This is a genomic window from Ruegeria sp. N8 (assembly GCF_056531325.1).
In genome coordinates this window covers 73,582-87,667 of sequence record NZ_JBQFLQ010000010.1, presented here as the reverse complement: position 1 = coordinate 87,667, position 14,086 = coordinate 73,582, and the positions used below count along the sequence as shown (strand labels likewise).

The 14,086-nt window shown below is 57.9% G+C and carries 16 protein-coding genes; 8 read left to right on the top strand and 8 right to left on the bottom strand.

What is annotated here, in order from left to right:
- Complete coding sequence (locus ACR0C5_RS16860) at positions 1-861, top strand: D-amino-acid transaminase (RefSeq protein ID WP_480878032.1); 861 nt, start codon at positions 1-3, stop codon at positions 859-861.
- 43 nt (positions 862-904) lie between these two features.
- Here the strand turns inward: ACR0C5_RS16860 and ACR0C5_RS16855 are convergent, their stop codons facing one another.
- The 3 genes from ACR0C5_RS16855 to ACR0C5_RS16845 all read right to left on the bottom strand — a co-directional run bounded on the left by ACR0C5_RS16855 (position 905) and on the right by ACR0C5_RS16845 (position 2,329).
- Positions 905-1,219, bottom strand: a complete 315-nt coding sequence (locus tag ACR0C5_RS16855) for a DUF1244 domain-containing protein (RefSeq protein ID WP_480878030.1) — start codon at positions 1,217-1,219, stop codon at positions 905-907.
- A gap of 73 nt (positions 1,220-1,292) precedes the next feature.
- Positions 1,293-1,532 (bottom strand): DUF6868 family protein, encoded by a 240-nt coding sequence (locus ACR0C5_RS16850; RefSeq protein ID WP_480878028.1) that lies wholly within the window; start codon positions 1,530-1,532, stop codon positions 1,293-1,295.
- A 59-nt stretch (positions 1,533-1,591) separates the two neighbouring features.
- Entirely contained in the window at positions 1,592-2,329 is a 738-nt protein-coding gene (locus tag ACR0C5_RS16845; RefSeq protein WP_480878026.1) for an N-formylglutamate amidohydrolase, read from the bottom strand.
- Positions 2,330-2,462: 133 nt separating this feature from the next.
- Between ACR0C5_RS16845 and pyk the strand changes: the two genes are divergently transcribed.
- The 6 genes from pyk to ACR0C5_RS16815 all read left to right on the top strand — a co-directional run bounded on the left by pyk (position 2,463) and on the right by ACR0C5_RS16815 (position 7,825).
- Positions 2,463-3,908, top strand: a complete 1,446-nt coding sequence (gene pyk / locus ACR0C5_RS16840; protein ID WP_170787126.1) for a pyruvate kinase — start codon at positions 2,463-2,465, stop codon at positions 3,906-3,908.
- Positions 3,909-4,118: 210 nt separating this feature from the next.
- Positions 4,119-4,556 carry a universal stress protein gene (locus tag ACR0C5_RS16835; RefSeq protein ID WP_170775177.1) on the top strand — a complete coding sequence of 146 codons (438 nt, stop codon included), beginning with the start codon at positions 4,119-4,121 and terminating at the stop codon, positions 4,554-4,556.
- A gap of 14 nt (positions 4,557-4,570) precedes the next feature.
- Positions 4,571-6,121, top strand: coding sequence for an alanine/glycine:cation symporter family protein (locus tag ACR0C5_RS16830; RefSeq protein ID WP_170787128.1), 1,551 nt, complete (start codon positions 4,571-4,573; stop codon positions 6,119-6,121).
- Between the two features lie 183 nt (positions 6,122-6,304).
- A complete protein-coding gene (gene rpmI, locus ACR0C5_RS16825) occupies positions 6,305-6,505 on the top strand; it encodes a 50S ribosomal protein L35 (protein WP_010443552.1) in 201 nt (66 codons plus the stop codon).
- Between the two features lie 14 nt (positions 6,506-6,519).
- Positions 6,520-6,885 (top strand): 50S ribosomal protein L20, encoded by a 366-nt coding sequence (gene rplT / locus ACR0C5_RS16820; RefSeq protein ID WP_008756009.1) that lies wholly within the window; start codon positions 6,520-6,522, stop codon positions 6,883-6,885.
- A 163-nt stretch (positions 6,886-7,048) separates the two neighbouring features.
- On the top strand, positions 7,049-7,825 hold the full coding sequence (locus tag ACR0C5_RS16815; RefSeq protein ID WP_480878023.1) for a methyltransferase domain-containing protein: 777 nt from the start codon (positions 7,049-7,051) through the stop codon (positions 7,823-7,825).
- Between the two features lie 103 nt (positions 7,826-7,928).
- Here the strand turns inward: ACR0C5_RS16815 and ACR0C5_RS16810 are convergent, their stop codons facing one another.
- Complete coding sequence (locus ACR0C5_RS16810) at positions 7,929-9,320, bottom strand: aminotransferase family protein (protein WP_170791406.1); 1,392 nt, start codon at positions 9,318-9,320, stop codon at positions 7,929-7,931.
- Between the two features lie 215 nt (positions 9,321-9,535).
- Here ACR0C5_RS16810 and ACR0C5_RS16805 point away from each other — a divergent pair, with 215 nt between their 5' ends.
- A complete protein-coding gene (locus tag ACR0C5_RS16805) occupies positions 9,536-11,164 on the top strand; it encodes an acyl-CoA synthetase (RefSeq protein ID WP_480878021.1) in 1,629 nt (542 codons plus the stop codon).
- Here the strand turns inward: ACR0C5_RS16805 and ACR0C5_RS16800 are convergent.
- The 4 genes from ACR0C5_RS16800 to ACR0C5_RS16785 form a co-directional block, all read right to left on the bottom strand.
- A complete protein-coding gene (locus tag ACR0C5_RS16800) occupies positions 11,161-11,502 on the bottom strand; it encodes a DOPA 4,5-dioxygenase family protein (protein WP_170791410.1) in 342 nt (113 codons plus the stop codon). The genes ACR0C5_RS16805 and ACR0C5_RS16800 overlap by 4 nt on opposite strands.
- A gap of 85 nt (positions 11,503-11,587) precedes the next feature.
- Positions 11,588-12,223: a maleylacetoacetate isomerase gene (maiA, locus tag ACR0C5_RS16795; RefSeq protein ID WP_170791412.1), complete on the bottom strand. Its 636-nt coding sequence runs from the start codon at positions 12,221-12,223 to the stop codon at positions 11,588-11,590.
- Positions 12,224-12,241: 18 nt separating this feature from the next.
- Positions 12,242-12,439 (bottom strand): DUF2783 domain-containing protein, encoded by a 198-nt coding sequence (locus ACR0C5_RS16790; RefSeq protein ID WP_480552470.1) that lies wholly within the window; start codon positions 12,437-12,439, stop codon positions 12,242-12,244.
- Between the two features lie 5 nt (positions 12,440-12,444).
- Positions 12,445-14,055 (bottom strand): FAD-dependent oxidoreductase, encoded by a 1,611-nt coding sequence (locus ACR0C5_RS16785; protein ID WP_480878018.1) that lies wholly within the window; start codon positions 14,053-14,055, stop codon positions 12,445-12,447.
- Positions 14,056-14,086: the final 31 nt, after the last annotated feature.

Here is a 14,086-nt window from a genome sequence, read left to right as displayed (position 1 = left end):
ATGACCCGCACCGTTTACGTGAACGGAGAGTACCTGCCCGAGACCGAGGCCAAGGTTTCGATCTTTGACCGTGGTTTTCTGATGGCCGACGCCGTTTATGAGGTGACCAGCGTGCTGGACGGCAAGCTGATCGACTTTGAAGGCCACGCGGTGCGTCTGAAACGCTCGCTGGACGAGCTGCAGATGGCCGAGCCCTGCAGCAAGGATGAACTTCTGGCAATTCACCGCAAACTGGTTGAGCTGAACGGAATCGAAGAAGGTCTGATCTATCTGCAGGTCTCGCGTGGCAGCGACGGGGACCGGGATTTCGTGTTCCCTGCGGCCGATACCAAGCCGACGCTGGTTCTGTTCACCCAGAACAAGCCTGGATTGGCCGACAGCCCGGCGGCGCAGAAGGGCGCTAAGATCATCTCGATTGATGACATTCGCTGGGGCCGCCGTGATATCAAGACAGTGCAGTTGCTTTACCCGTCGATGGGCAAGATGATGGCCAAGGCCGCCGGATGCGATGATGCGTGGATGATTGAGGATGGCTATGTCACTGAAGGCACTAGCAACAACGCCTATTTCGTCAAAAACGGCAAGATCGTGACCCGTCCGCTGTCCAACGACATCTTGCACGGGATCACCCGCAGGGCTGTGCTGCGTATGGCAGCCGAGGCGCAGATGGAAGTCGAAGAACGCCTGTTTACGATCGATGAGGCGAAAGAGGCGGATGAAGCCTTCACCACCTCGGCCAGCGCCTTTGTCATGCCGGTAGTTGAGATTGATGGGGTTTCGCTGGGCGACGGCACGCCGGGGCCGATTGCCAAACGCTTGCGTGAGATTTATCTGGATGAAAGCCGCAAGGCGGCGATCTAAGCAAAAGGCCCGCCAAACCGGCGGGCCTTTTTGATTTCAGCGTTCAACCTTTTTTTGTGACGTTTTCGTCAAAGGCGACCTCGAAGGCGGCCTGTTTTTCGGCACTGGCTTCGGTCTGATAATTGGCTTTCCACTCATCCATGGTCATGCCGTAGAAAATTTGACGGGCTTCGTCCTTGCCCATCTCGATGCCCTTTTCATTCGCCGCTTCCTGATACCAGCGCGACAGGCAGTTGCGGCAGAACCCGGCCAGATTCATCATGTCGATGTTCTGCACGTCGGTGCGGTCTTCCATCAGGTGCTTTTGCAACCGGCGGAAGGCTGCGGCCTGAAGTTCGATTTCGGTTTGCTTGTCCATGCGCTGACTCCGGATGACAGTATCGTTGTCCTTGACCTAGCGGTCCGGAGGCGATGTTTCAACAAACAGGATGTCAGGCCAGTTTCAAGGCCAGCCAAGGTACGATGCAAAAGATCAATGTAAGGATCTTGTAGTTGGCCAGATACCGGAAATACGCTCGTTTCACTTCCGACCGCTCCATCTGGAATAACTTGCTGTGAATGCCCGCAATCTGCTCCTGCAGCAACAGGACCATTAATGCTGTAAACAACAGCACCGCGATGTTCAGCGCGGCCATCCAACCAAAAACAGAGGTTGCGAATTCCTGGGTCATGGCGATCCCCTTTCGACGAATATATGGGGATCAGGTGGTATCCTCACAATGACGTGTGATCAAAGGTCGCTAGTATCCAGCGCGTCCTGTAACACAACGGCCAAACGTTCCGCCCAAGCCCTTTGTCCCGCGTGATCGGCGATCAGATCATTGCGCAGCTCGATCAGGGCATTGGGGCGGCCAAAGGCGGTGCAATGTTTATCAATCGCATCGCCGGGCAGAACACCGGTATAGGGCTCGTTGACGCCGACGCACAGGTCCCCTTCGGCCTCAAGCCGGTCGACCAGCGGGCGCGAAAAACGCTCGTCCGGGGTGTGCAGCACGCTAACATGCCACGGACGCGGCTCGCGCCCTCGCAACTGACGGGTGAAGGAGTGCATTGAGATGATCACCGCATGAGGCAAGGCGGCCAGCTCGGCCAAAGCGTTGTGATACGGGCGGTAACACATGTTTAGCCGCCGCTCCCGCTCGGCCGCGTCGGCGTAACGATTGCCTGGGATGATCGACCCGTCATAAAGCTTCATCAGCAGGGTCGGGTCATCCTCGCCCCGGTTCGGGTCGATCACCAGGCGCGAGAAATTGGCAGCCACCACGGGCGCGTTCAGGATTTCCCCAAGATGTTTCGAAACCTCATAGGCACCCACGTCATAGGCGATGTGGCGCTCCATATCTTCGCGCGGCAGGCCAAGGTCGCCGCCGTTGATGTCGGGCGGGACGGTGTTGGTGGCGTGGTCACATGTGATTAGCCAGCGCGACGGGCGATCAGCGCCGTGGATAAAAAACGGAGAATACGTCATAAGCCTGTCATCTTGTTTGTCGCAGGTGTAGGGCAGTTGCTTTGAAAAGGGAATTGCGCAATAAGCAGCTTGAAGTGATGTTTGCGGTAACATTTACGCGACACCTAAAGAAAACGTGAGGAGAGCACCACCAATGCGACGCCTGAGAAATGTGAAAATCGTGGCGACGCTGGGTCCGGCGTCGAATGACTATGACATGATCCGAGCTCTGCACGAGGCCGGGGCGGATGTGTTCCGCCTAAACATGAGCCACGGTAGCCATGATGAAATCCGCGAGCGGCACAGGATCATCCGTCAGGTTGAAAAGGATCTGGACAGCCCGATCGCCATTCTGGCCGATTTGCAAGGACCGAAACTGCGTGTCGGCGTCTTCGCCAACGACTCTGAAGAATTAGAAGAAGGCGCGGCCTTCCGGCTGGACCTTGACCCCGAGGCCGGGGATATCAACCGCGTTTGCCTGCCGCACCCCGAGATTTTCGCGGCGCTGGAACCGGGCGCGCGTCTGCTGGTCAATGACGGTAAAATCCGCCTGATCGTACAGGATTGCGGTCAGGATTTCGCCAATTGCACGGTTGAGGTCGGGGGCACGATCTCGAACCGTAAAGGGGTGAACGTGCCCGATGTGGTGCTGCCGCTGGCGGCCTTGTCGGCGAAGGACCGTGACGATCTGGAATTTGTCTGCCAATTGGGCGTCGACTGGTTGGCGCTGAGCTTTGTGCAGCGTGCTAAGGATGTGTTCGAAGCCCGCGGGCTGGCGGATGGGCGCGCTTCGATCCTGTCGAAGATCGAAAAGCCAGCGGCGGTTGAGGCGTTTGACGACATCCTCGATGCGTCTGACGGGATCATGGTCGCGCGCGGCGATCTGGGGGTCGAACTGCCGGTATCGGCCGTGCCGCCGATCCAGAAACGTTTAGTGCGCAAGTGCCGGGGCGCGGCCAAACCAGTGATCGTGGCCACGCAGATGCTTGAAAGCATGATCGAAAGCCCCATGCCCACGCGGGCCGAGGTCTCGGACGTGGCGACGGCGATATATGAGGGCACTGACGCTATCATGCTCAGTGCGGAATCGGCTGCGGGCTCTTACCCGGTCGAAGCGGTCCAGACCATGAACAAGGTCGCCATCGAGGTTGAGGCCGACCCGACCTATACGCAGATCATAGCGTCATCGCGGACCGCGAAAGGCACGACAATTGCAGACGGTATCGTGGCGGCGGCCCGCGAGATTGCGGAAAAGACGGATATCAAAGCGATCTGCTGTTTTACTCAAAGTGGGACCACGGCCTTGTTGACAGCGCGCGAGCGTCCTGGAGTGCCAATCATCGCCATGACCCCTGCGAAGGGCACGGCCCGCCGCTTGTGCCTTAGCTGGGGCTGCCACTGCGTCATGACACCAGAATTGGAGCGGTTCAAAGGCGCGGTTGTGAACGCGGCCCGGGCCGCTCGGTCGGGTGGGTTCGCAGCTGAAACCGACCAGATCGTGGTCACCGCAGGGGTGCCATTCAACGTTCCGGGCACGACTAATATTCTGCGGATTGCACCGTGTGATGAGCGTTTGATCTATAACACGGATCCCGGGTGATGGGTGGTTTGCCTTAATTTTGGGCAAAAAAAGAATATAAAAAACATATATATAGAAAAATAGGAGGGGAAACTTTCAGTTTCCCCTCTATTTTTTGGTGTTTTTCTCGGATACTGGTTCGCGTGGGCGGTCAATTTAAAAAGTTCCAGACTCCGACTGCCCGGCCGGGGGCACGGGCCTCGGTATAATCAACAAAATTGGAGGAACACCATGACAACCAAGATTGTCATCGGACTGGACGGGACAGAAACCGGAGAACGCGCGATCGCATTTGCCAAAGATTTGGCTGAGCGGATCGGGACGTGTGAATTGCTGGTGGTTTATGTCATCGAATGGTCCCCGTTTACATTTCAGACACCGGAAGAAAACGCCCTGCGTCACAAGCGCCGCGAGGAAGAGGTTGAACTGGCCACGACGCGTATCATCGCGCCTGCGGTCGATGCGCTCAAAGCCGCCGGGTTCGAGGCACATGGTATCGTGCGTCACGGCGACGTTGCAGAAACGCTCAACAAGATCACCGTCGAAAACGGCGGCACACAGATCATCGTAGGACGCGCCTCCGCCGATGGGTTCAAGAAACGCCTGTTTGGCAGCTCGACCCAAAATCTGGTCATGCATGCCGATGTGCCGGTCACGGTCGTGAACTGAGGGGAGAGACAAGAATGAGAATGCTCAAACAATTTGGCGCTTTCGCCGCTGGAGCCTTTGCCGCTGGTCCTGCCCTGGCGCAAGAGGCTCCGGGTCTCGACGAAAAGATCAATCAGGCGTTCGCCGATTTCACCGGCCCCTTCGTCAGCTTCATCTTCGCACCGTTTCCGGGAACCGGTTTCCCGTGGATCGTAGGTTGGTTGGTGATCGCCGCCACGGTGTTCACAGTTTATTTTGCCTTCGTGCAATTGCGCTTCTTCAGCCACGCGATCAGCCTTGTCAAAGGCGACTACTCCGACCCCAATGATGCAGGCGAGGTCAGCCACTTTCAGGCGCTTGCAACGGCGCTGTCGGGTACAGTCGGCCTTGGAAACATCGCCGGCGTGGCGGTGGCCATCGGTATCGGCGGGCCGGGTGCTACGTTCTGGATGATCGTCGCAGGTCTGCTGGGAATGGCCTCGAAATTCACCGAATGTACGCTGGGTGTGAAGTACCGCAACGAATACGAGGACGGTACCGTTTCGGGCGGTCCGATGTATTACATGTCCAAGGGGTTCAGTGAACTGGGCTTGCCGGGCGGTAAGATTCTGGCCGTTCTGTTCTCGATCTTCTGTATTCTTGGCGCGCTGGGTGGGGGCAATATGTTCCAGGCCAATCAGGCGCACCAGCAGATCGCGGGCATTGTCGGAGACTATCCGGGTTGGATCACAGGTCTGGTCTTTGCGGGTATCGTCTTTGCCGTGATCGTAGGCGGCCTGAAATCCATCGCCAGCGTAACCGAAAAGGTCGTACCCTTCATGGGTGTCATGTATGTATTGGCCGCGTTGGTCATCATCATCATGCACGCGGATCAGATCGGCTGGGCTTTTGGTCAGATCTTCGCAGGTGCCTTCACCGGTCTCGGCGTGGCTGGCGGCATGGTCGGCGCGCTGATCCAGGGCTTCCGGCGTGCGGCGTTCTCGAACGAAGCAGGCGTGGGTTCTGCGGCGATTGCGCACTCGGCTGTGCGGACCAAGGAACCGATCACAGAGGGCTTTGTGTCACTGCTCGAGCCATTCATCGATACAGTCGTGATCTGTACCATGACTGCGCTTGTGATCATTATCACTCAGCAGCTGATCGTCGATCCGGCAACCGGCAACTACATGCTGAACGAAGCGGGCAATGCGATTGCCACGGTCGATGGCAATACCGGCGTCAGCCTGACCTCAGCGGCGTTCGGCAGTGCGTTTGGCTGGTTCCCGTTCATTCTGGCTATTGCCGTGGTACTGTTTGCCTTCTCGACCATGATCAGCTGGTCCTATTACGGCCTCAAGGCCTGGACCTACCTGTTTGGTGAGGGTCACACCAAAGAGCTGGTCTTCAAGATCATCTTCTGTGTGTTCGTAGTGATCGGTGCGGCGGCCAACCTTGGCCCGGTCATCGACTTCTCGGATGCGGCGATCTTTGCCATGGCGGTTGTGAACGTCTTCGCGCTGTATTTCCTGATGAAGATTGTACGTCAGGAGCTGGCGAGCTATGCGGCTCGGTTGAAAAGCGGCGAAATCCGCAAGTTCGGTCACTAAAACCTTTCACCGGGGCGGCCCGCGTCGCCCCGGTGCCTGACCAGCCGCAAAATAAGCAGATTTTGGTCCAAACCCCCTTGCCAGTATGATCGAACTTGCGTAAACGGCGCTTCTGATCGCGTGACCGGCCGAGATGGCATGCCGAGTCGCGTCTGAAACCGAACCCGAGAATAGGAGACGGAAATGCCTAAGATGAAGACCAAGTCGAGCGCCAAGAAGCGCTTTAAGGTGACTGCGACCGGTAAGGTCCTTGCTGGCCAGGCCGGCAAACGGCACGGAATGATCAAGCGGACCAAGAAATTCATCCGCGACGCCCGTGGCAACACCACCCTGTCCGCCCCCGACGCCAAGATCGTCAAGGGCTACATGCCCTACGACCGCTAAGAGGAGATACCAACATGTCCCGCGTCAAAGGTGGAACCGTAACTCACGCCCGTCACAAGAAGGTCATCAAGGCCGCCAAAGGTTACTATGGCCGCCGCAAGAGCACCTTCAAGGTTGCCCGTCAGGCCGTCGACAAGGCCAACCAGTACGCAACCCGCGACCGTAAGAACCGCAAGCGCAACTTCCGCGCGCTGTGGATCCAGCGCATCAACGCTGCTGTCCGTTCGCACGACGAGGCTCTGACCTATTCCCGCTTCATCAACGGCCTGAACCTGGCCGGTATCGAAGTGGACCGCAAAGTTCTGGCCGACCTGGCCGTGCACGAACCGGAAGCGTTCGGCGCGATCGTCGCCAAAGCCCAGGCCGCTCTGGCTGCCTGACCCTCTGCTACAGAGACAGTGAATGAAAGGCCGTCCCGTTTGGGGCGGCTTTTTTGTTTGTGCAATTGTCCGAAAGTTGGCTCTGCCCTTCCGGCAGACTTCTTTGTCGGAAAATGCTAGATGTTGAACCACTGTTTAAATTGACAAGTTCGGTGTCGGTAACATGCTTGAGTTTGATGAAGAGACAACCCGCCTTTTAGATAGTGTTTATGAAGGCGCCGACGTAACGCGTCGACGTCGAGGGTCATTTGATGCGCTGAAGCCTGCCCCCGGTGAGGTCATTGCGGACATAGGATGCGGCAACGGCCTATTAACGGCAGAGCTTGCTCGGGCAGTTGGCGGAACCGGTCACGTCACAGGAATTGATCCCAGTTATGCTATGCGGCTTTCGGCCAAAAACAGGTGTCAGACCTATGACTGGGTCGAGATCGTTGAAGGTGAAGCCGGGCAACTTCCCGTCAAAGATGTCTCGCTTGATAAGGCCGTTTCAGTACAGGTGTATGAATACCTGGACGATATTCCGGCAGCGGTGGCCGAAGCCTATCGGTGCTTAAAACAAGGGGGACTGCTGGTTATCGGCGATATTCATTTCGACAGTTTGATATGGTTCAGCGAAGATCCCGCTCGGATGGCGCGGATGGTAAGAGCTTGGGATGAGCATTTTGTGGAGAGAGAAGTACCTGCCCTATTGCCTCCAATTCTGACGGATGCTGGTTTTGCAGTAGAGGGCGTGGCGCCAGTCACCATTTGTGATACTCACCTCCGGCCCGATGGGCTGGCCAATATGATGATTGTCCTGATGGAAAAGTTCGCTAAGTCCAAGCGGCTCGTGCCAGAGGCGGAAGCAACTGCCTGGGCGGATGAACAGAGAGCGCTGGCCGTGCAAGGAAAGTTCTTCTTTTCGCTAACTCATTTCGTCGTCAGCAGCCGAAAGCTATAGCGACTTAGCAGTGGAACTGTACTCAGTTGGCTTTATCTCGAGGTGACCACAAAAAAAACCGGTGCCATGGGCACCGGTTTCTGGGCTGTAATCAGCTATTAGTCTACCCAAACACACGCCCCAGCGCACCATCGACGGCATCGGTGATCTGGTCGATATCATCCGCTGTCGCGATCAGCGCAGGCGAGAAACACAGCGTGTTGTTCCGACCCGGAACCGAGCGGTTGGTGACGCCGATGATCACGCCCTGCGCCATACAGTCGGCGACCACGGCCTGCGCCATCTTTTCGTTCACCGGCTCGCGGCTTGCGCGGTCCGAGACCAGCTCAGCACCAAGGAACAGGCCCTTGCCGCGCACGTCGCCGATGACCTTATGCTTTTCCATCAGCCCCTGCAGGTTGCCCATCATGCGCGCGCCCATGTCGGTGCAGTTCTGCAGAAGGTTCTCATCCTCGATGATCCGCATGTTTTCGATCGCTGCCGCCGGGCCTGCGGTGCAGCCGCCAAAGGTCGAGATATCGCGGAAATAGTTCATCGGGTCGTCGGCATTGTCCTTGAACATGTCAAAGATTTCCTCGGTCGTGACCATGCAGGCAATCGCCGCATAGCCCGAGGCGACACCCTTGGCCATGGTCACAAAGTCCGGCTTCACGCCATATTGCTGATAGCCGAACCATGTGCCGGTGCGGCCAACACCACAGACAACTTCGTCGATATGCAGAAGGATGTCGTATTTATCGCAAATCTCCTGCACGCGCTGCCAATAGCCTTCGGGGGCCTCAATGACGCCACCACCGGCGGTCACAGGCTCAAGGCACAGGGCACCAACAGTATCGGGGCCTTCGCGCAGGATGACCTCTTCGATCTGATCAGCCGCCCATTCGCCGAAATTCTCTTCGGGTGCGCCGTCTAGCTCGTGCTTGCGGTATTCCATGCAATGGGGCACGCGCACGAAATCGGGGGCAAAGGGGCCGTATTGCGCGTTGCGCTCGTCCTGACCGCCCGCCGACATCGCCGCCAGGGTCGAGCCGTGATAGTCGCGGTCGCGATACAGAATCTTGGTCTTCTTGCCGCCGTATTTCTTGTGGGCGATCTGACGGACCATTTTGAAGGCTTTCTCATTCGCCTCAGAACCCGAGTTCATATAGTAGACACGGCTCATTCCCGGCATCTTGCTGATCAGTTTTTCCGCAAAGATCGAGCCCGGAATCGACCCGGCCGAGTTGGCGAAATAGCACAGCTTCATCAGCTGGTCGTAGACCGCCTTGCAGATCGATTCGCGGCCATAGCCCACGTTGACCGTCCAGACCCCGCCGGATACGGCATCCAGATGTTCCTTGCCGTTCTGGTCCCAAACGCGCATTCCCTTGCCCTCGACAATGATGCGCGGGTCGTTGGTTTCAAACGGTTTATGCTGGATCAGGTGGTGCCAGATATGGGCGCGGTCGGCCTCGACCACGCGGGAAAGATCGTTTTCGTTGAACGTGCCGTCCATGACATGTCCTTTCGCAAAGTGTGGGTGCGTAAGCGGCGGAGCAGGAGCCCCGGCCCTTGACTATTCGATGGCTCAGATCACCGCGAAAGACCACCGGTAGATAGGGCCAGATTGCACTATCGCGTATTGCCAGTCTATGTCGTATTCATACGGGTTTGTCAGGCGCGCGTCTTTGTGATCAAGTCGCGCGACAGATACTGAGGGAGGATGCGCTGATGACCGCGGCAAATATCTATGAGCGTCATTTGGACAAGGGCAGGGCGAACTACACGCCCCTGTCACCGCTGAGCTTCATCGACCGCACGGCTCAGATCTACCCAGACTACCCGTCCGTCGTTTACGGCGCGCGACGTTATAGCTGGGCGGAAACCTACGCGCGCTGTCGCCGAATGGCCGGTGCTTTGGTTGCGCGGGGGATTGGCAAGGGCGACACCGTATCAATCATCGCGGCTAACATCCCAGAGATGTACGAGGCGCATTTCGGTGTCCCCATGACCGGCGCCGTTCTGAACGCCATCAACACAAGGCTGGATGCCCCGATCATTGCCTTCATCCTGAACCACGCGGAATCCAAAGTACTGCTGGTCGATCCCGAGTTCTCGGGCGTCGTGAAAGAGGCGCTGACGCAGGTCGATCACGATCTGCTGATCATTGATATCGAAGATGACAGCTATGAGGGGGGCGAGAAGCTGGGTGCGCTGACCTATGACGCTCTGCTGGCCGAGGGGGATCTCGAATACGCGTGGTCTATGCCGGGTGACGAATGGGACGCGATCACGCTGAACTATACCTCTGGTACCACGGGCAACCCCAAGGGGGTTGTCTATCACCACAGGGGTGCGGCCCTGAACGCACAGTCGGACCTGCTGGATTGGGATATGCCCAAGCATTCGACCTATCTGTGGACGTTGCCGATGTTCCACTGCAACGGCTGGTGTTTCCCTTGGGCGATGGCGGCCAATGCAGGCGTCTCGGTCTGTTTGCGCGCGGTGCGGGCCGAGCCGATCTATGCCGCTTTCCGCGACGAAAAAGTCACTCATTTCTGCGGCGCACCCATCGTGCTGAACATGCTGGCCAACGCACCCGAGGCACTCAAGGATTTCGACCAGAAGATCAAGGTGATGACCGCAGGGGCCCCGCCCCCTGCCGCCGTGATTGCGAATATGGAAGGGATGGGGATCGAGGTTACACATGTCTACGGCCTGACCGAAACCTACGGTCCATCGGTCGTCTGCGCCTGGAAAGATGAGTGGAACGAAAAACCGGCCGATGAGCGCGCTGCGCTGAAGGTCCGGCAGGGGGTGCGCTACACGGCACTGTCCGGTCTGATGGTGGCCGACCCTGAAACGCTGGAGCCGGTCCCTTCCGACGGGGAGACCATGGGCGAGATCTTCATGCAGGGCAATGTGGTGATGAAGGGCTATCTCAAGAACCCCGATGCCACCGACAAGGCGTTTAACGGCGGCTGGTTTGCCTCGGGTGACCTGGGGGTGATGCACCCCGACGGCTATATCGCGCTCAAGGACCGGTCCAAGGACATCATTATTTCGGGAGGCGAGAATATCTCATCGGTTGAGGTCGAGGATATCCTCTACAAACACCCCGCTGTGATGGAGGCTGCCGTGGTTGCCCGCCCCGACGAGAAATGGGGTGAGACACCGTGCGCATTTGTCGAACTCAAACCCGATGCACAGACGACTGACGCAGACATCATCGCCTTTTGCCGCGATCACATGGCCCATTTCAAGGCACCCAAAACGGTGGTGTTCGGGCCGCTGCCCAAGACTTCGACGGGAAAGGTGCAAAAGTTCAAGCTACGCGATCAGGCCAAGGCTCTGGGCTAAGTGCCCGTTCGATCAAAGATCGTCAGGTCCAACGTCAGCATTTCGCCCATCCAGATAGCACGATCCCGGTGATCCTCAAGATGCTGGCCAGTTTCGGGATGCGTAAAGATGGTGAGCCCTTGTCGGTTCAGCATCAGCCATGGAATAACCTGATCAAACGCGTCGGGCGCAAATGCCAGCTGACAGCTCCAGCGCGGATGTGGGCCAACGTTCTTGGCGTGCATTCGGCCGACCTCAACAGGGAACAAGCGGCCCGCCTTTTCGCAAAGCTGTTGCGCGACTGTTTGAGAATGAGCATCGAAATAGACATGGGCGTGATAGCCGGTGATTTCGGGCATAGGGGTCTCCATCATTGCTGAGACGATCTTAATAAACCAGCGTCGCGTCTTTCCCTATCCGCATGGGTACACAGACCCTGTGCAGTCAGTCAGGCGCGTGCCGGTCCGGGTGAGCCTGCGCAAAAGCGGGCAGGTCTGCGCAGGTAGCGTCGACACTCAAGATACGGGGTAGCCCGGTCAGATCGACCTGCCAGCGACGTGCATTATACATCTGCGGGATTAGACACAGATCGGCCAAACCGGGCTGAGTGCCGGTACAATAGGGGGCTTGTTCGAAACCGTTCAGCAATGCTTCGAACGCCAGTAGGCCGGGACGGATGAAATGGCGCATCCAATCGCCCGGCATGCCTTCGGCGCTGCCACTTAATGTCGTTGCGTGGCGCGCGACCGACAGGTTGCAGACCGGATGCAGATCTACGGCGATGGATTGCGCCAATGCCAAAGCCTGCGCGCGAGCCGCTGGCTCGGCAGGCAGCAAGCCCATACCGCGGGTCTGGTCCAGATAGTCGATGATCGCCAACGACTGGGTCAGACGCAGCCCGTCTATCTCAAGAACAGGCACCAGGCCTTGCGGATTGCGGGCCAGATGCACGTCGGACCTGTGATCGCCCGCCACCAGGTCGACCGAAACTGCCTGATACGAAATCCCGGCGAGGTTCAGCGCGATACGCACCCGATAACTGGCCGAAGACCGCCAATAATCATATAGGATCACACTCATCCGGATCTCCCTACTAGATCAATCCCCAGGCAGCGTGGCCGTTTTCAAAGCTTGTGACAACACCTCGGCATCACCGATGTGGTTGGCCAGAACCAAGATCAGCCGCGCATTCAACGCGTCGCTTTGGTCCTTTCCCAGCCCTTCATGCGAGGCTAGCAACTGCGCATAGAAGTCGTCTGCGCTGTCGAAATTGGGGGTGAGGATCAGATCAGCCATCCTGCTTACTCCTTTCCTGTGGCCCGGCGCATCGCCTGCCGGAACGCGTTTTCTTCGAAATTGTCCCGCCGCGCCGCCACATGTTGGTCTGGGCGGATCAGATAGACGGCACTGGTCGCATCGCCCAGATAGCGGCGCTTCAGCTCAAGCGTCAGGTCATCCTTGACCGAAAGTGCGAGTCGTGTGGCCTCGACTCCGTCTTCTTCGATCCGGTCAGGAGCGTCAGCGTCGATGGTCAGCAAAGTGAATTTGCCCGCCAGTTTTGACAACAAGAATTCGTCGCCCAATGGCGCATCAGGGCAGGCCGCGCCGGGGCAGGTCAGGTCCGGCCCGCTAAGCGCATCAGCCGAACTGAGCGACGATCCCTCGTAGGTACACGGCGTGCTCAGCCGCCCGGAATTGACCAGCGGGCGTGCGAATTCGTAGTGCTCGCTCAGGTCTAGAACTGCATCGCGCATCAGGCGCGACATCTCGGATTTCGGCGTGATGAAATCGGTCGAGCGGGTGGAGTTCTGGATATTCTCATCCGCTGCCTGCACGCGCTCGCGGCTATAGCTGTCCAGCAGCAGTTCGGGTGCCTGTCCGTCGATGACTAGCTTCAACTTCCAGCACAGATTGTCGGTGTCCTGAATTCCCGAATTCGCCCCGCGCGCGCCAAACGGGCTGACCTGATGGGCGCTGTCCCCTGCAAAGAGCACACGGCCATAGCGAAACCGTTCCATCCGACGGCATTGGAACGTGTAGATCGAGACCCATTCAAGCTCAAACATCACATCCTCACCCAGCATTGCCTTGAGGCGCGGGATGACGTTTTCGGGGCGTTTCTCGCGCTCTTTGTCGATGTCCCACCCCAGTTGCAGATCGATGCGCCAGACATTGTCGGGCTGTTTGTGCAGCAGTGCAGACTGACCCCGGTTGAAGGGGGGGTCGAACCAGAACCAGCGTTCGGTGGGGAAGTCGGCCTCCATCACCACATCCGCAATCAGGAAATTGTCTTCGAATACCCGCCCGTCAAAATCCAGCCCCAGCATCCGGCGGGTGGGAGAATGCGCGCCATCGCACGCAATCAGCCAGTCGGCTTCGACGTTATAGGGGCCTTCTGGCGTCTCGACCTCAAGTTTGACGTGGTCGTCATGGGTGCCGATCGCCTCGACCTTGTTGCGGCCGCGAATTTCGATCGGTGCACCTTCGGCCTGCAAAGCGCGGACACGGTCGACCAGAATTTTCTCAAGATGATATTGTTGCAGGTTCACGAAGGCGGGGTTGGCAAAGCCTTTTTCGGGCAGCAAGTCGAACTCATAAACTTTGCGGTCGTCGAAAAAGACCTTGCCTGCTTCCCATTGAACCCCGGTTTCTGCCATCGGTTTGCCACAGCCCAGCCGGTCGGCAATATCCAATGTACGTTGTGAAAAGCAGATCGCGCGGCTGCCGAAACTGACCTTGTCATTGTCATCCAGCACCACGACCTCGACCCCTTGCTGCGCCAGATCGATGGCGGCGCTCAGGCCAACGGGACCGGCGCCCACAACGATCACCTTGTGGCGCACAGGCGTTGCAGTGTCCTGATCCGGGCTGCGATCATACGCATAAAGGGGTGTTTCGAAGATCTTGTTCATAGGCTCTCTCCCCGGTGCCTTGGCGCGAAAC